This window comes from Parendozoicomonas sp. 2304DJ65-17, from assembly GCF_058148445.1.
The window spans coordinates 946,450-963,284 of record NZ_JBYVJV010000001.1 but is presented as its reverse complement, the minus strand read 5'-3'; the positions used below and the strand labels follow the sequence as shown (position 1 = coordinate 963,284).

Annotated in this window: 16 protein-coding genes; 4 read left to right on the top strand and 12 right to left on the bottom strand. The window is 47.0% G+C overall.

Going from position 1 to position 16,835, the window contains the following annotated elements; all coding sequences use genetic code 11:
* Together ACY2RR_RS04350 and ACY2RR_RS04345 are read right to left on the bottom strand one after the other, a co-directional pair.
* Positions 1 to 729 carry a hypothetical protein gene (locus ACY2RR_RS04350; protein ID WP_490106920.1) on the bottom strand — a complete coding sequence of 243 codons (729 nt, stop codon included), beginning with the start codon at positions 727 to 729 and terminating at the stop codon, positions 1 to 3.
* Positions 730 to 957: 228 nt separating this feature from the next.
* Entirely contained in the window at positions 958 to 1,290 is a 333-nt protein-coding gene (locus tag ACY2RR_RS04345; protein WP_490106919.1) for a hypothetical protein, read from the bottom strand.
* 171 nt (positions 1,291 to 1,461) lie between these two features.
* Between ACY2RR_RS04345 and ACY2RR_RS04340 the strand changes: the two genes are divergently transcribed.
* A complete protein-coding gene (locus tag ACY2RR_RS04340) occupies positions 1,462 to 2,448 on the top strand; it encodes a protein kinase domain-containing protein (RefSeq protein WP_490106918.1) in 987 nt (328 codons plus the stop codon).
* A 6-nt stretch (positions 2,449 to 2,454) separates the two neighbouring features.
* Here the strand turns inward: ACY2RR_RS04340 and ACY2RR_RS04335 are convergent, their stop codons facing one another.
* The 6 genes from ACY2RR_RS04335 to ACY2RR_RS04310 all read right to left on the bottom strand — a co-directional run bounded on the left by ACY2RR_RS04335 (position 2,455) and on the right by ACY2RR_RS04310 (position 9,136).
* Positions 2,455 to 3,453, bottom strand: a complete 999-nt coding sequence (locus ACY2RR_RS04335; protein ID WP_490106917.1) for a LacI family DNA-binding transcriptional regulator — start codon at positions 3,451 to 3,453, stop codon at positions 2,455 to 2,457.
* 30 nt (positions 3,454 to 3,483) lie between these two features.
* Entirely contained in the window at positions 3,484 to 4,416 is a 933-nt protein-coding gene (gene rbsK / locus ACY2RR_RS04330; protein WP_490106916.1) for a ribokinase, read from the bottom strand.
* Between the two features lie 81 nt (positions 4,417 to 4,497).
* Positions 4,498 to 5,436 (bottom strand): ribose ABC transporter substrate-binding protein RbsB, encoded by a 939-nt coding sequence (gene rbsB / locus ACY2RR_RS04325; RefSeq protein WP_490106915.1) that lies wholly within the window; start codon positions 5,434 to 5,436, stop codon positions 4,498 to 4,500.
* A gap of 65 nt (positions 5,437 to 5,501) precedes the next feature.
* Entirely contained in the window at positions 5,502 to 6,479 is a 978-nt protein-coding gene (gene rbsC, locus ACY2RR_RS04320) for a ribose ABC transporter permease (RefSeq protein WP_490106914.1), read from the bottom strand.
* Between the two features lie 14 nt (positions 6,480 to 6,493).
* Entirely contained in the window at positions 6,494 to 7,999 is a 1,506-nt protein-coding gene (gene rbsA, locus ACY2RR_RS04315) for a ribose ABC transporter ATP-binding protein RbsA (protein WP_490106913.1), read from the bottom strand.
* Positions 8,000 to 8,224: 225 nt separating this feature from the next.
* Entirely contained in the window at positions 8,225 to 9,136 is a 912-nt protein-coding gene (locus ACY2RR_RS04310) for a LysR family transcriptional regulator (RefSeq protein ID WP_490106912.1), read from the bottom strand.
* 110 nt (positions 9,137 to 9,246) lie between these two features.
* Here ACY2RR_RS04310 and ACY2RR_RS04305 point away from each other — a divergent pair, with 110 nt between their 5' ends.
* Entirely contained in the window at positions 9,247 to 10,182 is a 936-nt protein-coding gene (locus tag ACY2RR_RS04305) for an NADP-dependent oxidoreductase (RefSeq protein ID WP_490106911.1), read from the top strand.
* Positions 10,183 to 10,220: 38 nt separating this feature from the next.
* Here the strand turns inward: ACY2RR_RS04305 and ACY2RR_RS04300 are convergent, their stop codons facing one another.
* The gene (locus ACY2RR_RS04300; RefSeq protein ID WP_490106910.1) at positions 10,221 to 11,087 is read right to left on the bottom strand and encodes a hypothetical protein; all 867 of its coding nucleotides are present in this window, start codon (positions 11,085 to 11,087) and stop codon (positions 10,221 to 10,223) included.
* A gap of 615 nt (positions 11,088 to 11,702) precedes the next feature.
* Between ACY2RR_RS04300 and ACY2RR_RS04295 the strand changes: the two genes are divergently transcribed.
* The gene (locus ACY2RR_RS04295; RefSeq protein WP_490106909.1) at positions 11,703 to 12,410 is read left to right on the top strand and encodes a hypothetical protein; all 708 of its coding nucleotides are present in this window, start codon (positions 11,703 to 11,705) and stop codon (positions 12,408 to 12,410) included.
* A gap of 36 nt (positions 12,411 to 12,446) precedes the next feature.
* On the opposite strand, the gene ACY2RR_RS04290 is transcribed toward ACY2RR_RS04295, so the two are convergent.
* Complete coding sequence (locus ACY2RR_RS04290; protein ID WP_490106908.1) at positions 12,447 to 14,117, bottom strand: hypothetical protein; 1,671 nt, start codon at positions 14,115 to 14,117, stop codon at positions 12,447 to 12,449.
* Positions 14,118 to 14,440: 323 nt separating this feature from the next.
* Between ACY2RR_RS04290 and ACY2RR_RS04285 the strand changes: the two genes are divergently transcribed.
* On the top strand, positions 14,441 to 14,713 hold the full coding sequence (locus ACY2RR_RS04285) for an IS1 family transposase (RefSeq protein ID WP_490107052.1): 273 nt from the start codon (positions 14,441 to 14,443) through the stop codon (positions 14,711 to 14,713).
* Positions 14,714 to 14,717: 4 nt separating this feature from the next.
* On the opposite strand, the gene ACY2RR_RS04280 is transcribed toward ACY2RR_RS04285, so the two are convergent.
* Together ACY2RR_RS04280 and mutM are read right to left on the bottom strand one after the other, a co-directional pair.
* On the bottom strand, positions 14,718 to 15,905 hold the full coding sequence (locus ACY2RR_RS04280) for a hypothetical protein (protein ID WP_490106907.1): 1,188 nt from the start codon (positions 15,903 to 15,905) through the stop codon (positions 14,718 to 14,720).
* A gap of 96 nt (positions 15,906 to 16,001) precedes the next feature.
* Positions 16,002 to 16,817: a bifunctional DNA-formamidopyrimidine glycosylase/DNA-(apurinic or apyrimidinic site) lyase gene (gene mutM / locus ACY2RR_RS04275; RefSeq protein WP_490106906.1), complete on the bottom strand. Its 816-nt coding sequence runs from the start codon at positions 16,815 to 16,817 to the stop codon at positions 16,002 to 16,004.
* Positions 16,818 to 16,835: the final 18 nt, after the last annotated feature.

The following is a 16,835-nucleotide window of genomic DNA, read 5'->3' as shown; positions in this document are numbered from 1 at the left end:
TTACCCTTGATTCTGAGGTTCAACTCCAAACATATTGCGGTAAGCAATACCCATGGCGATGCTGGTCATAGGAATAGTCCAGATGAGACCCAGGCCAAGCGGGATAGATGCAATCAGGTTAATAATGCCCAGCAGCAGAAACAGGCCAAAGAAGCTGAACCAGCGATGAGTAATAACTTTTCGGGAAGTTTCCAGACTATCCCACACCCGCATATTTTTCTCAGCACAAAGAGTACTTGCATACATATACGAGAAGGCAAGATAGATACCGGGGATAATCAGTAGCAGAAAACCTACCATCATGAAAATTGTGGCGACGATAGATAAGCCAAGCAGTGGCAGGGTTTTGTGAAAATACTGCAGTGGTTCTGAGGCTGAAAGTGGAGCCATAACTGAGCGCTTAATACCCAGCATGAACAATCCAACCATCAGCGGGGTACCGATGGCAGTAATCAGGACCTGGGTAAGAATGCCAACCAGAGCTGAATCACCCAGAGCAAAAGTAGCGCCAACCATAATGGCGATTGCACCGATATACACAGCAAATGCTATGGCATAACCAATATGAATAGTGAGTTTGCTGCCTTTGGTTTTTTCCCAGGCTTCACTAAGGATTTCGCTAACGGAAAAGTCATAATCGCCTGCAAGGCCTTTTTCCAACGAGCCGTATTGTTGTTTGCTGGATTCTACGACTTCCGATTCAGGAGCTTGATAAATGGAGGGTTCCATAGTTGCAATTCCTTTTACTGCGCATTCTTGTTGTTTAAGGGGGTATTTATCTGTTTTTTTAAGTTATACGACCATGGTCATATTTTGTGCGCAGTAAAAGAATACCTGTGAAACAGGAAGGCTCGCAAGCAATGACAGGAGGTTAATTAAAAAAGGGTGAACAAATGGAGGTTTTCAGCACTACCAGAAGAACAATAAAATCTGATAGTGCCAAATAATCAGGGAGGGTTAGAAGCCTTCTTCGCTTGGGAAGGAGCATCCAAGGCAGCGACGGAAAGTAGCGTCGAAAGGCTTTTTCACCAAAGTATCCGCAGCGCCTTGCAGGTTGCCTCCGGCTGCAGAGAATGGAGAGCTGACTACAAAAACAGCACCACCAACAATAGTAGTTGCCAGCATCAGGGGGCGGGCGATCAGAAGATCACCAGTCATAGCGAAGAAACTGGGATTTTCAGCCTGAGCCTGAGTTGGCCCTTTGGCAGCGAAAGCTGGTGAAACACTGAGAGCCAGAGCCGTAATTAAAGCCATGGCTGCTTTTCTCAGATTAATGATTCCCGTTGTCATAATTATTAATCCTCCCGCGAATAGTCTTTTTAACAACTATATCAGTTCTTGTCTGAGTTGCACCTTCAGGAGTGATAGGCGGAACACACCTTGGTCAATATTACTGACAACTCAGGATATTTGATTTGAATAAGGAGTCTAAAGGGGCTTGGGTTACAAAGAGGTAAACCTATGGCAATTGCAGGTGAAACCAGTACCAGAGCTGATTTTTTGCCACCAGCCTATAGAGTGGGCGGAGAAGAGACCCTGCACAAAAGCAAGGATGAGGACACCGGGAAACTATTGGTAAAGGTTGTGCGCTGCCTTGCTCATGGCCAGTTTGGGGATAATCTGTATATCGTGAAGCGAAGGCAGTTTATTGATTCAAACGAGCTCTCTGATCGCAGGCGATTATTCTTGAGACAGGTGGCAATTCACAAATCGCTGGCTCCTCATCCAAATATCGTGAAATTTCTGGATCACTGTATTCCCTCAACATCAAGCCGACCAATAACGCTGGAAGTCACTATGGAAGATGGCGGCCAGAGTCTGGTGCGGTATTACGAGCAACATGATTCTGTAGAGTTGGGAGTTACCCTTAATATTGCAGTCCAATCCGCCTGTGGTTTGAAGTTTCTTCATAGCCAGAACATCCTTCACCGGGATATTAAGCCGGACAATATTCTTATTGATGCAGAAGGAGTGGTACGACTCTGCGATTTTGGATTTGCGGTAAACCTATTGGAGGATGGCGCTCCCACTGATGGTAAAAGTACCAGACGTTATGTGGCCCCGGAAGTCATTAACAAGAAGAAGCAAACATTGGCAGTGGATATTTTCTGCCTGGGAGCAACGATTCATCAGCTTCTGGCATGGGAAAACCTGGTGTCAGATGCAGACCTTAAGCGTGACAGGACGAAGACTGGGCCGGTGTCACTGTTCATTTCGTTCACCGAAGCCGGTTTGAAAGTAAAGGCCAGCGACCAACGTTTGGATTTTCTCGTGCCTCTCGTGCGGAAAATGGAATCTACCAACCCTAAATGCAGGCCAACAGCAGAAGTTGTTCATTCTGATTTACTGACCATCGCCGATGGTAAGGAAGCATCGGCTGCCGGGCCTGTGAAGAGGAAGAGAAAAGGTGTGCCAAAGCATAATCCAATGGCATCGGATAAAGCCTGACAGCTCTTAAACAGAAACGGACTGGCGCTTTACCAGAGATGATTTTAAAGAACGCACCTTTGGCTCTATAGATGGATCTTCAATTCGATTAATCAGAGTATCTGCGGCTAACTGCCCCAGCTCCTCTTTGGGCTGGTGCATGGTTGTCAGAGGTGGTGAGGTAAAGGCTGCCAGTTCAATGTCGTCATAGCCGATAACAGAAATATCCTCAGGAACCCGATAGCCTTTGCTTTGAATAGCGCACATGGCACCCATCGCCATTAAATCATTTCCGATAAAAAGAGCTTCAGGAATGTCGTTGTTTTCAAGGATTTGGGTAGCAGCCTGATAACCACATTCTGCTGTCAGCTGACCTTCCACAACCCAATGAGGATTAACTTCCAGATTAGCCTGCTCCATAGCTTTCAAATAACCAGCATAACGTGCACTGCTTGGGGAAAGCCCTTGTGGCCCGCTGATACAGCCGATCTTTTTAAAGCCTTGCTCAATCAGGTGCTGTGTGGCGTCAAAGCCGCCCTGTTCCGGAGTTTCCATAATCACATCAGCATGAATATCCGGAACCTTGCAGTCCAGAATCACCAGTGGTGTATCGCAGTATTCATTGAGCTGCTGGAAGAAACCCGGAGAACTATGGGCAGACATAATTAGCAAACCATCCACCCGCTTTTCCTGCAGGGTTTTGGTGTAAGCAATCTGTTTCTCAGGATCACCCTCTGAATTGCACAGCACCAGATGATAACCACGCTCATAACAGGTGGCTTCAACCCCGTGAATAACTTCCGCAAAGAATGGGTTGGTGTTGGACGCTGTCAGCATGCCAATGGTGCGGGTTTTGTTGGTTTTCAGGCTGCGGGCTACTGCGCTGGGTTTGTAGTCAAGTTGCTCAACAGCTATGTGAACCTTCAGGCTGGCCTCTTCACTCACGAAGCGGGTGCCATTAAGAACATGTGAGACTGTAGAAATAGAAACACCCGCGAGTTTCGCTACATCCTTGATTGTTGCCACTAACTACAGCCTCTTACTTCTTTTGATTGCTCAAACAGTTGCTAAAAAATTGTCGGCTTCCTGCCGGGATGGAATGGATGTCTGTGCACCTGGGCGGGTGACAGAAATAGCGCCGCAAGCATTACCAAAACGGATAGCTTCTTCCAGTGTTTTTCCTTCAGACAAAGCAACCAGCAGGGCACCGTTAAAGGTGTCACCAGCAGCCGTTGTATCGGTCGCTTTAACCGGGAATCCGCTGATCAGTTTGGTCGCTATTCCAGATTCTGAAGTTTCGGAAATCAGAGCACCCTGCTTGCCCATGGTGATAACAACAGTGAAAATGCCTTTGTTATGCAGAGCTTGAGCTGCTTTCACCGCGCCTTCTTCAGTGTCGGCAGCAATGCCAGTAAGAACTTCAGCTTCTGTCTGGTTGGGGGTGATGATATCAATGCAGGACAACAGCTCGTCAGAAAGAGGTCGTGCCGGAGCTGGGTTCAGAACAACCGGAGTCTGATTCTTCTGGGCAATTTGCGCAGCTTCAAGAATTGCATCCACCGGGGTTTCCAGCTGCATGAGCAGATAATCAGCATCAGCAATATGTTTAGTCTGGCGCTGAACCCGTTCAACGTTCAGGTGGCTGTTCGCTTCCGCGGCAATGCCAATAAAGTTTTCGGCATTGTTATCCACAAAGATCAAAGCCACACCGGTGTTCACGCCTTCCACCTGTTCCACCAGAATGGTGTCGATGCCGTCTGCCTGAAACTTTCCAATAATCTCGTTGCCGAAAGCGTCCTGGCCGATGCAGGCCATAAACTGGGTGTTGCCACCAAGACGTGCGCAGGCAACAGCCTGGTTCGCGCCTTTACCGCCGGGAATAATGTCGTAGCGGGAGCCGGTGATTGTTTCACCTGGGCGGGGGAAACTGTCTACTTTCAGAACGTGGTCAGCATTAACGCTGCCGAGAACAAGAATCTTTTTTTTCATAAGGCATCAGGCGTGGTTCGGGATAACGGCCCGGATCTTAAAAACAAGGCTGCTATCCCAAACAATAACAAAGGAAATTGCTTACTTGGTAATCAGCTGCAGCTCAACCGGAGTGTAGGCTTCAACGGTTTCACCTTTCAGAACCTTGTCGGCAACTTCAACACCGATAGAACCAATCATGCTGGCCTGTTGGGCAACAGTGGCTCCGAGGTCACCGTTATTCACGGAAGTGATACCTTCGTCAGTGCCATCAAAGCCAACAACCAGAATGTCTTTCTGAGTGGCTTTTACTGCGTTGATTGCACCCAGTGCCATTTCGTCGTTCTGAGCGAAAATAGCTTTGATGTCTGGGTTAGCCTGCAGCAGGTTTTCGGTCACGTTCAGACCTTTGGTACGGTCGAAGTCAGCTGGCTGGCTGGCGGCCAGAGTCAGGTTGCTGGCTTCCAGTGCTTTCATAAAGCCCTGGCCACGGTCTCGGGCTGCAGAAGTACCGGCAACACCTTCCAGCTGCAGAACAGAACCTTCGTTGCCCAGCTGTTCAACAATGTATTTGCCCGCCATTTCACCACCGGCCACGTTGTCGGAAGCTACGTGGGACTTCACTTCACCACCGTTTACGCCACGATCCAGAGTGATCACAGGAATACCTGCACGGTTAGCGATGCGCACAGAGTTACCGGCTGCATCGGAATCAGCAGGGTTAATCAAAATGGCGCTGACACCTTTCACTGTCAGGTCTTCAATATTGGTCATTTCGCGGGCAGAGTCGTTCTGGGAGTCCAGAACTGTCAGGGTGTAGCCCAGCTCGTCAGCTTTAGCTTGAGCACCATCTTTCAGGGTTACGAAGAATGGGTTATTCAGGGTAGAAACAACCAAAGCCAGGGTCTTCTGGTCTTTCGCGGAAGTGTCAGCGCTGCTGGCTTCCTGCTTGTTGTCGGAACAACCGGTAAGCGCCAGACCTGCAGTCAGAGCAACTGCCAGAGCACCTTTCTTGGATGAGAGCTTTTTGAACAGGGACATGGACAACAACCTCATGGTTTTAAAGGGCTGGTTGTTCCAGCCCGAAAGCGCGAGTGATAAATCAGTTATTTGGAAGAACGGGTATCAACAAGAACCGCCAGCAGAATAACCAGAGCTTTGGCAATCAGCTGGTAGTAAGAGGATACATTCAGCAGGTTCAGGGCGTTGTTGAGAATACCGATAATCAGCACACCCACCAGAGTTCCCATAATGCGGCCTTTACCACCGGTCAGGCTGGTTCCGCCAAGAACAACAGCGGCAATAGCATCCAGTTCATAGCTGGTGCCAGCAGTAGGCTGTGCGGAAGCCAGACGGCTGGTGACGATAATGCCAGCCAGCGCAGACATCGCACCGCTGATGGAGTAAACCGCCAGCTTGATGCGATCAACATTAATACCAGACAGGCGGGTTGCAGACTCATTGCCGCCCAGAGCGTAAACATAACGGCCAAGGCGGGTGTGATTCAGCACAAACCATGCTGTCGCGAATACCAGAGCTATCAGATAGATTGGGAAAGGAATACCAAACAGGTAACCAGTGCCGATAGCGGAAAAGGCTTCAGAGGAGGCGCCACCAAAAGTAGAGATGGGGCGACCATCGGTATACACCATTGTCGCGCCACGGAGCAGAGTCATAGTTGCCAGTGTTGCGATAAATGGTTGAACCCGACCTTTGGAAATAATCAGACCACTGATGCAACCCAGTGCTGCACCAGCCATAAGAGTCACGACAACAACAACCATAAGGTTGAAGTCCATGCCAATCATAGTGGCAGCCAGAGCACCGGTCAGAGCGAGAATAGAACCAACAGACAAATCAATACCGCTGGTAAGAATAACGAAAGTCATACCCACGGCGATGATGGCGTTAATAGACGTCTGTCGCAGGATATTCAGCATATTGCCCGCGCTGAAAAAGCTGGGGCTGATAATGGAAACCACTGCCATAAACACCAGCAGGGCGATAACGGATTTGTACTCAAACAACGTTTCTTTGCTGAGGAAAGAGGGTTTGTTATTCATAGTGGCAATGTTCTGGCTCATCTGTGTTTCTCTCGTTATGCCGCTTCTGCTGGTACTGCCTGGTTGCCTACGGCACAGCGCATCAGATTTTCCTGGGTGGCTTGTTCGTGGCTGAACTCACCGGTGATTCGACCTTCGTGCATCACCATGATGCGGTCACTCATTCCGAGCACTTCCGGCATGTCAGACGACACCAGAATGATACTCATGCCACGAGCCTTGAATTCGTTGATTAACTGATAGATTTCTTTCTTGGCGCCAACGTCTACACCACGGGTTGGTTCATCAAGAATCAGAACCTTCGGGTTAGTCATCAGGCCTTTGGCGATGGCAACTTTTTGCTGGTTACCGCCACTGAGGTTTTTGATCAGCTGGTCTTCAGTCGGGGTTTTGATATTGAAACGCTTGATAAAATCGAGCACGGAAGTCAGTTCATCGGTACGGCTGATCTTTCCGCCGCTGGTGAAGTTGCCAAGGCTGCACAGGCTCATGTTTTCCCGTACGCCCAGTTCCAGTACCAGACCATCGCTTTTACGGTCTTCGGAAATATAAGCAATGCCTGCTGCCAGACCTTGACCAGGTGTGCCGATAGAAACAGGCTCACCTTCAATATTAATAGTGCCGTCCGTGGCAGGATTTGCTCCATAAATCGCTTTTACCAGCTCAGTACGGCCCGCGCCCATAAGACCGGAAATACCGACGATCTCACCGGCCTGTAGCTGGAAGGAGATATCTTTAATACCCGGAGCCTGGAGGTCTTTGACCTCCAGGGTGGTGGCTCCGGTTGCGACCTCGATGCGTGGGTATTGCTCTTCCAGAGAGCGGCCCACCATGTATTCGATAATTTTGTCTTCTGTCAGCTCGCTGACCGGAGATTCATCAATAAAGCGACCATCGCGCATGATGGTGGCGTGATCACAGATTTCGAAAATCTCTTTCAAACGATGAGAGATATAAACAATGCCTTTTCCTTCCGCTTTCAGCTGGCGGATAACTTTGAACAGGCTTTCGGTCTCTTTTTCTGTGAGGGCATCGGTGGGTTCATCCATCACGATAACCCGGGAGGAGAAGGACAGTGCTTTAGCGATTTCTACCATCTGCTGAACACCAATGCTGAGTTTTCCAACCGGGGTGGCTGGGTCGTAGTCAACATCAAGCATGGTGAGCAGCTTTTTGGCTTCTGCGAACATGGTCGTCCAGTCGATACGGCCAAAACGACCGAGAGGCTCACGACCAAGGAAAATATTCTCGGCGATGGAGAGTTCAGGAATAAGGTTCAGCTCCTGATGGATAATGCTGACGCCCTGTTCCTGGGAATCTTTGGGGCCGGAGAAAGCGACATCTTTTCCATCATACTTCAGTGCGCCTTCATCCCGCTGGTAAATGCCCGTCATCACCTTCATCAAGGTGGATTTACCTGCACCGTTTTCGCCAAGAAGCGCCATAACCTGGCCGGGATAAATATTGAGGTTGGCATTGTCCAGAGCCCGGACTCCGGGAAACTCCTTTACAACGCCCTGCATTTGCAGGATGGGGTCCATGCCTAAGCTCATTAACAAAGCCACCGAGAAATTTGCTGGAAAAGAAAATATAAAAACGTTTGCGCAAACGTTTTTCTGGGCGTGAACATAATCTGTACAAGTGTGTTTTTTTTAGACATGGATCAACAAAAAACACACTCGATCAGGTTTTTTGTTTGAAAGGTGTTTTGTGGATGTTTGGTTTTGTGAGATGGCCGAAGTTGGTTAAGGAATACTCCTTATTCATTAGAGGTGTTCTTCTCGGTTCGCTCTGTTTGCCTCCAGCAAGTAGTCAATCACGCAGCGAGTGCGCTTCGGTAGCTGATGCCTGGAGGGATAGATCAACGAAACCGTTAATGTTTCCCCTTGCAGTTCGGGCATAACTGGCACAAGTTGGCCAGATTGAATTTCCTGTTGCACAGAGCCGGGCAGAACAAATCCCAAACCTAACCCGGAGAGCAGCATTCTTTGGATGATGTATGGGGAATTACAGGTGTGGTAATTGGCTGGGGTTATGGTGACTTTCTGTCCCTTTGAGGAAAGCTGCTGCGAGCCATCAGTGCTGGCTTGAGTAAGAGTTATCCAGCGATGGTTCTCCAGTTCTGTGAGAGTGGTAGGAAGGTCATGTTGCTCAAGATATCTGGGGCTGGCATAGATGGCGGGCTTTTCCTGATGCAAAACCCGGGCGACCATTGAGCTGTTTTCCTGAAAACTGGTGCGAATAGCCAGATCAATATCTTCGGCTATCAAGTTGGATGTGTTGTCGCTGATAGAAAGTTTGAGCTGGATTTTGGGGAACTGTTCCTGAAATTTTTCCAGCACAGGCAGAACAAATGTTTGCGCAACATCGTTAGAAAGCGACAACGACACTGTACCCGCAGGTTCCTGCGTTGAAGCAATATCATTCACGCACTCAACAAGTACTGGCAAAAGACGAGCCTGCTCATAAACCTTTCGGCCTTCATCTGTGAGAGAGAGTTGTCTGGTTGAACGTTGAATAAGACGTAGGTTCAACGCTGCTTCCAATTGTGCAACCTGTTCACTGACTCTTGAACGGCTGGTGTGAAGTTTTCTAGCTGCTTCTGCAAAACTGCCACCCTCAACAACCGCTGCAAAAATAGCCAAATGCTTCAGTTTTGAACTGTCTATTGTACTCAAAATCAGAACCTTTCATTCGGCAAAGCATGTCTACTGGGACGGATAGCTTTTACCTAATATCGCTCACGAAAACCAGATTGCACATCATTAAAAAAATGAGGAGTTCGCATATGAAAGCTGCCCGTATTTCCAGTTATGGCGGTCCTGAGGTATTGGCGATTGAAGATGTTGCCATGCCGGTTATCACTGCCGATGAAGTGCTGGTTAAGGTGATTGCAACGTCCATCAATCCTCTGGACTGGTTGCTGCGATCAGGTGAGCTGAAAGATTTAATACCTGTCTCATTTCCCCACACATTGGGGTGGGACTTTGCTGGTATTATTGAACAGGTAGGCGAGAACGTGACCGGGTATTCTGTCGGTGATGCGGTTTACTCCCGCCCGGAAGTTTCCCGAAACGGTTCACACGCAGAATATATCGCAGTGCCAGCCAAAGACATCGCGCTTAAGCCCCGCACCGTTTCATTTGCTGCTGCAGCGTCTTTGCCTATTGCTTCAATCACTGCGTGGCAGGCACTTTTTGAATGCGGTGAATTGAAAAAAGGGCAACGTGTTTTGATTCACGGTGGTGCGGGAAGTCTGGGATGCATTGCGGTACAGCTGGCCAAAAGTCAGGGCGCGTACGTTATTGTTACCGCTGCCGGAGCGGATCACGACTTCGTGACATCTCTGGGAGCTGATGAGGTTATAGATTTTAGGAAGGTGAGTTTTAAAGAAGTCGTCCGTGATGTTGATGTTGTTCTGGACACAATTGGCAGGCAGGTTCAGGTTGATTCTTACTCTGTTCTAAAGCCGAACGGGATTCTTGTGGCTGTTAACACTTACCCCGATTTGGAACAGGTCAAATCTTTCGGTGTACAGGCACGCTTTCTGTCCATCAAACTTAATGGCCAGCATTTGGGAAAAATAGCAGGGCTGGTCGATAACGGTTTACTTCGACCTGTTGTTGGGCATGAGTTTTCATTCGAAAACATTAGTCAGGCTTATGAACTCAGTGAGAAAGGCCTGGCAAGAGGTAAAATCGTGCTTCATGTCGCTGCGCCATAAAGCAAAAAAAGGACAGTTATAGAAAAAGGCAGCCAGATTTACGGTTTAAAGTTTGTTTTTAATTCCGGCCATGAAATGAAAACTTCAGCAATGGAGGAATGAACGCTTGCTTGAAGCTGGGCTGCCAGCTCCTCATCAGAAATGAATTCTTCTGACTGAGTGATGTAGCGAAACAATGCCCTTAAAGGTTCGAGGCCACCGGCATCATATATTTTGTGCGCGGCCACATGAAACTGGCACTGGTACCAGGCGTAATTAACCGGAGGCATTTCAAAGTAAATGCGTTCAAAGTCCTCCAATTGGAAATAGGGCACATGGTCATAACCGTAACTGACAACGGCTTGAGGGAAAGCTGTTAAAAGGTCAGTGTTCTCAGGCTCTTCATTCATAACGTAAGCATGCAAGCCAAGATTGCACAGAAGTTCGACCAGCCAGTAACGGGGCTTATCCATACCTTCTATGTTTGCAGTCTGGTTGATAAACAAGTGCACCATTTCGTGAACGGCTAGCAAGCCCATAAAGTCTGCGATATTTATCGAACCATCAGATTGTCCGTACACTTTTTGAAGAGTTTGTACTGTGTTTGGGTGGAGCTCTGCTAGTGGAGGAACAACTGCCTGGGTCATCTCACTGTTCTGGCTGGCAATTATTAGCATGTCCATGCCAATGCAGTGGGGCATGCCATAAGCGGGATGCTCAGCGAATTTTTCCCAGTGTTCTGGAGCGAGTACAAGAACGTGAAACTGGAGATCGTTTTTGTGATTAAGGATAGTCTTGAAAAAGTTGTGAGCCTTCTCAAGCCGCTGAGCAACTTTTAAAGCCTGAGGTTCGCTGTCAGTACTGGCATAAACAGGAAAAGGGAAACCGGAAAGTGCCTCTAACTCAGAAAACTGATCTTGTTGCACTTTATTCCCCGGCAATGCTTTGTGGTTGGTGTTGGCTCTTCCAGGCTCGTTGCCCATACCCGTAAAGGTAGGCCATGTACTGGCTAGCAAAGTTAAGGATAGACATTTCCAGAACAAGAAAATTCCATCTTTGAATGGCTCAAGTCACTGAAAAGTAGCCCGATATGGATGATAGGCAGGAAACTATTGGGCCACCTTTTGATTATGCTTCGATTCCTTTCTCTGGCAATTTGCTTCATTTTCTCTCTGTCTGTGGGGGCAGCACCTGTTTCAGATGCTGGCGGGCACTGCTTTAGCTTTAAAGAACCCAAGTGGATTTTCTCCAATGAGGCTTATAAATATAAAAAAGATCATCTGAAGGTTCCCCAGCCCGGGCAACTGAATATGATCACTACCTTAAAAAAGTGGCAGACAGCGAGTGCCTTTTATCCCAATCCAATAAAACCACCCTACGAAGTGAAATTCAGTTATCGCAATCGGGCAGATGCCAGTGCCCTTCATCCTGCATATGGCATAGGAGGAGGATTCCGATTTTATGTTCAGACAGATAAAAATCGTTCGAGTCAGCCGCCTGAAAAGGGTTTCAGCTTAAGGTTCGACTCTTCAGGAACGTGGTTGACTGACCATAGTAAAACAGGTGTTGAGCGGTTCCGTTATATAAGAGCTTCTAAGAATTATACGGCCGGGCGCTGGGTTGCAGTGAAAGCAAGAGTGTTAACTGATCGTATTTACTATTTTATCAATAACCAACCTTTCAGCATGATGAAGGTTGATACAAACACCGGCTCACAGAACTTTGGATTTATCAGCGGTGATAGTGGCTCCAGTTTGTTGGAAATGAGCATCAGGGATTTTTGTGTTAAACGCCTTAATGAAGAAGAACTGCAGAATTTTTCTGAACACCCAGAACCTATCTACACGGAAGAAGATCAGCCCCGTGTAGTTATTTCCCGACTATTCAAGCAAGTTGCTGATATAGAAGAAGCAGAACCGTATTGTCGCAAGAATTGTCTGGATACGAATATGAGCTGGACTGGACGCTGGGAACCTAAAACCTATGAGCGGGGTAATAATGAATACCTGCATCAGGGATTTTGTGAATGTAAGTTGGAAAAATATGTTTTAAATCTGTATTACAAAAAACGTTGGGAAGATGGCAAGCATATTCTGGTGAGAGAGCCGAACATATTGGACTGGAATAATATTGGAGACCGGCCTCCACAATGTCTTGAGATGTGCCGAGAGCAAGGGCTGTTCTGGACAGGGCAACACTGGGGCACAAGAGACCTTGAACCCCTGACTGTTTGTGAGTGTGAAAAGTAACTGTGCACTGCGGTTTCTCAGTTATGAATGTTCAGGCTAAGAGGTATACGGAGTTAACCAGTCGTGGTCGGAAAAAGCCTGCATATAACTTTGACCTTCTGTTAGATCCCCATAAGCAGGATGGCGTTTAATCGCACTTTCCAGTTCTTTCTCTTGCCCCTTTTGCATCTCATCAACCTTTTCTGTTTGTTTTTTCAATTGGTAATACCGGGTAGAAACCTGACAGAAGGCTGCGTTAACGAAAGCGCGGTCACCGTGTGAACCGGCGTCCTTTATTCTTTTGATAAATTCAGAAGCTTGTTGGCGCCACTCTGAGGCCTCCGTGAGGTTGGTGACCGTGTATCCGGCTTCCGGAACAATTTCTCTGGCGGCGGCTGTAGCAATCTCACATAGAAGGGCGTTGAGGTTGTGTTCTCCAAAAGGTTTGCAGTTGTCTCGAATGGCTCTTACTTTGTCAAAGATTTCTCGCCAGCTTTTCTCCTGCCTTCTCATATCTGTAACTACTGCGGCTCCATAAACTTCTATGGGGCTTAGCATTGGGCGTAATCTATGTTTTGGGGTGAAGAGGAAACTGTCTTTTGCTGCTAAAGCCTGCCCCATAACGGTATGGCATTCTTTGTGAACTTTAAGGACTTCTCTGTGGGCCTCGGTTTTAGGAGTTAATTTCTTCAACTGAGCATTACAGGCGAGTAAACCCAGTGATGCCATCCGAATTCTGGTTTCTTTATTTGTGGCTGGAAGGTGTGCGAGATTATTGGAAATTGCCCGGATCGCAACTTCGTAATCTCCTTTTAAGCATGAAACCTTAACAAGCTCTTCAATAATCCGGTGTGTGGAAGAAAGATCACGTCCCCGAAATGTGTTATCCCGAAGGTTTATTGCCGGTGAGGTTGCAGGATCGCCCTCTTGAGGGAATATTTCCTGATAGTCTCTTGCAGGCAATAATTCCCTGAATTGATCACGGTCGCCCATTGTCAGATATTTCAGAACGGCCTTAATAGCCATATTTTTTGTTTGTAGATTGTCTCTTGGCGGTGTAATCAGAAATACATCCTTTTCAATAGCCTCTAGCAGATCCAGAGCTTCCTGAAATAACCCCATTCCCATAAGCATTTCGACATTGGTACACGCTTTTTCAAAGGGAAATAATTGATTGCTCCCTGTGCAGAGGCCTCCACTGCGAGGGTTGTGCAGAGCAACATTAATTCGTCGAGCTTCGGCAAGCCAGGTGGGTTTCATGCATGCTTTGTCTGACTGGTAGAGACACTCCACCACAGCTAATTTCAAACTACTGATTTCAAGTATGTCGGTAGAACTCAGACTGCCGAAATACTTGGATTCCAGAGTCTGGATACTCTTCAGTAATGGCTCCAGCTGATCATGAGTCCGTGACTGCGAGAATTTATGATCAAGTTGTGCGATCTCAGAATGCATCTGGTTCGGTACAGGTGTTACCAGCCCGGGAGAGGGTGGAGCCGATTCTGTGAAAGAGACCTGGCGTTTGGAAACGGGTAGTTTTTCCCCATGAGAACCAAAATGCTCTGGAGGGCGCATATAGGGGGGATTTGCCGGGCGGGGAGAGGGCACCTTTTTGTAACCTTGTCTTTTGGATATTGTTTTGCGTGGATCTTCTACTGGCGGTGAAGCCGATCCATCTTTAGAACCATAAAAACTGAAGTGATATGTGCCCGGTGCCTGAGAAGCCATCTTTTAAATACCCAGTGTTTTTTTGAAACCAATAAGTAAACAGGAAAAACACTGGGAGTTGTCTGGCATTGTTGTTAATTGATCTAACATAAAATCACCTATGCTTGAGTGATAATTGAGGTGAAGGTTTAAATGCGTTGATTGCGGATAGGTTAAGCTCGCAGCGTTAGTAGAACTCTGCATTTTGAGTTTGTATGGCAACTATTCCAGTTGTGTGTGTGCATTGTGGCAGCGATAGCAATGTCGTCAGGAACAGAAAGGCCCCATCCGGTCTTTAACGTTACCTCTGCCGAGAGTGCAAAGGCAGCTTCCAAACAGACTTTATCTACAAATCCAACCAGCCCAGCACACATGAGCGCATTGTCGATATGGCTATGAATGGTGCCGGTGTCAGAGATACCGGGAGAGTGCCAATTCTCTGCGAAATGGACGAACAGTGGTCTTATGTGGGCAGCAAGAAAAACCAGCGGTGGTTATTCTACGCGTGGGAACCTCGCTTCAAGCGTGTCATTGCTCATGCTTTCGGTCGCCGGACAAAGAAGACTCTCAAAGCGCTTCTGGAACTCCTGCAGACGTTCACATTTGCCTTTATTTAAGCCTTCACCATAATCGAGAGTTTGATTTCCCCATGAGTGGGGCTAACTGCCGGAACTTAATGCTCAAAAATGTTTGTATTAACATTGGTGATTGGTTAAGAGAAACAATAGCTTTTACCGGCATTAATCGTAGTGTTAACTCTTGTAATGGCAATGGATCATTTGAACTGATGCGGGTGATTGCTATAGGGGTGGAAACCATTTGAAATTTATCCAGATGGTGAAACATAACACTCAGTGCGGCAATCTTTATTCTTCTGGTGAGTACTTCATCTTCTGGGTAAACAGTAATCTGCTTCTTCTTAAATAGTTTACAAATATTAATTCTGGGAATGTTGTCATGTCGCGAAAACTGGATGAATAGTTCTTTGTTCATTGCGACAATGACTTTTTGAAATTCTGCCATCATGGCTTTAGAAGTTTCGGAAAGAACAGTTTCACCACGAGCACTAGCCAGGCGCGTTTTTGCCTGATCGTCGATAACCAGCCAGAAATCTATACCTCTAAACTGATCAAACAGACTTGTTTGATCTACCTCTGAAAATACTTCCTGCCAGAGCTTACATGCTTCTCTTCTAGCTTGTGGATACATCCTATCGCATCCTTTAAAGTCACCACCAAGTGGGGATTCTTGTACAAGGAGATAATCTTCTGGAAGATAGCTTTCGAGTTTGGCAAACGATGATCCTTTGGGGTGGTTACTAACAAAATGAATGAACTCTGTTCTGTGGTAAGGCTTGTATAAGTAGTACGGGTGTCGATAGTCGTCGTTTGTTAACAAGCATATTTTCTCATCATCGTCATCTTCTTCAGATATAGCCTCTATTGCACATAAGCTATTATCTTCATGCATAGCTTTTACTGCAGATAAACTATCATCGACTGAAAATTTATTAACGAATATTTTTGCTTGCTCATGGGAAATGTATCGTCTCATGATAAGAGCTTCTTGTATTGCTGTATGGATGCTTTTTTGTTCTGGGAGGTGTTTTGAAAAGTGTGCGAGAACTGAGACAATACGCCCACGATTAGGCTTACTCCCTTTAGCTGCGAAAACTATGTTGTTGTCTCTGGCTATCGTTTGAAAAATACCTTCGTCGTATAGATTGATATCATGGGCGAGGTAAGATGCTAAGTCACTAAATTGTGACTGCGGAGTTGGGGTTTCTCCATGAGTAGTGAAAGTGTACATGTTTGTTAAAATATTCTTAGCCAAGAGTTAACTAATTGATCCATTTGTTAACGATAAGTTCGTGGCTAAAGCATGGTTGTTACCTGAGCTAACGGTTTAACGTTGGCAGTTGGGGCAAAAGCATGTGCTGCGGTTATTCAGCCGAATCTCACGAATAGTTGTTCCACATTCTTTGCAGAATTCACCCGCACGGCCATACATAGTCAGCTCAATAGCAAAGTATCCGGGTTTACCATCGCCCCCCACAAAATCTTTTAAAGTTGTGCCGCCAACCTCTATGGCTCGTGCCAGAACTTTTTTGATAGCATCTGCCAGTTCATCGTAACGTTTACGGGAAATTTGCCCGCAGGCTCTGTCTGGTCGGATGCCCGCCATAAACAGTGCTTCGTTTGCATAGATATTTCCCACCCCCACTACATTATGGTTATCCATAATAAACGTTTTCACCGCCTGCTTACGTTTGCGGGAGCGATTGAAAAGGAGTTCCCCGTTGAACTGTTCTGATAACGGTTCAGGCCCCAGTTTGGAGAGTAATTCGTGATGTTCCAGTGGTTGATCCGTCCAAACCATTGCGCCGAAACGGCGTGGGTCTGTTAATCGCAACAGCTTGTTATTATCGAAAACAATATCCACATGGTCGTGTTTTTCGACAGGCGTGCCAGCCGGAAGGATTCGCATGGAACCAGACATGCCAAGATGACCAATTAATGTTCCATTGGGGAAATGAAGCAGAAGATATTTGGCACGGCGCTCAATAGCTTCAAGAATTTGGCCTTTTAACAGCTGTGGCAGGTCTGACCGTACAGGCCAGCGCAACTTTGGTTGACGAACAACAACCTCTACAACCTGATGGCCTTTAATATGTGGAGATATGCCACGGCGGGTAGTTTCGACTTCTGGTAATTCTGGCATCGTATTTTGAATCGAAAT

Bases quoted from the DNA above. Each gene is read 5' to 3' on its own strand.
- ACY2RR_RS04350 (WP_490106920.1), bottom strand. From the start codon at position 729: ATGGAACCCTCCATTTATCAAGCTCCTGAATCGGAAGTCGTAGAATCC.
- ACY2RR_RS04345 (WP_490106919.1), bottom strand. From the start codon at position 1,290: ATGACAACGGGAATCATTAATCTGAGAAAAGCAGCCATGGCTTTAATT.
- ACY2RR_RS04340 (WP_490106918.1), top strand. From the start codon at position 1,462: ATGGCAATTGCAGGTGAAACCAGTACCAGAGCTGATTTTTTGCCACCA.
- rbsK (WP_490106916.1), bottom strand. From the start codon at position 4,416: ATGAAAAAAAAGATTCTTGTTCTCGGCAGCGTTAATGCTGACCACGTT.
- rbsB (WP_490106915.1), bottom strand. From the start codon at position 5,436: ATGTCCCTGTTCAAAAAGCTCTCATCCAAGAAAGGTGCTCTGGCAGTT.
- rbsC (WP_490106914.1), bottom strand. From the start codon at position 6,479: ATGAGCCAGAACATTGCCACTATGAATAACAAACCCTCTTTCCTCAGC.
- rbsA (WP_490106913.1), bottom strand. From the start codon at position 7,999: ATGGACCCCATCCTGCAAATGCAGGGCGTTGTAAAGGAGTTTCCCGGA.
- ACY2RR_RS04305 (WP_490106911.1), top strand. From the start codon at position 9,247: ATGAAAGCTGCCCGTATTTCCAGTTATGGCGGTCCTGAGGTATTGGCG.
- ACY2RR_RS04290 (WP_490106908.1), bottom strand. From the start codon at position 14,117: ATGGCTTCTCAGGCACCGGGCACATATCACTTCAGTTTTTATGGTTCT.
- ACY2RR_RS04280 (WP_490106907.1), bottom strand. From the start codon at position 15,905: ATGTACACTTTCACTACTCATGGAGAAACCCCAACTCCGCAGTCACAA.
- mutM (WP_490106906.1), bottom strand. From the start codon at position 16,817: ATGCCAGAATTACCAGAAGTCGAAACTACCCGCCGTGGCATATCTCCA.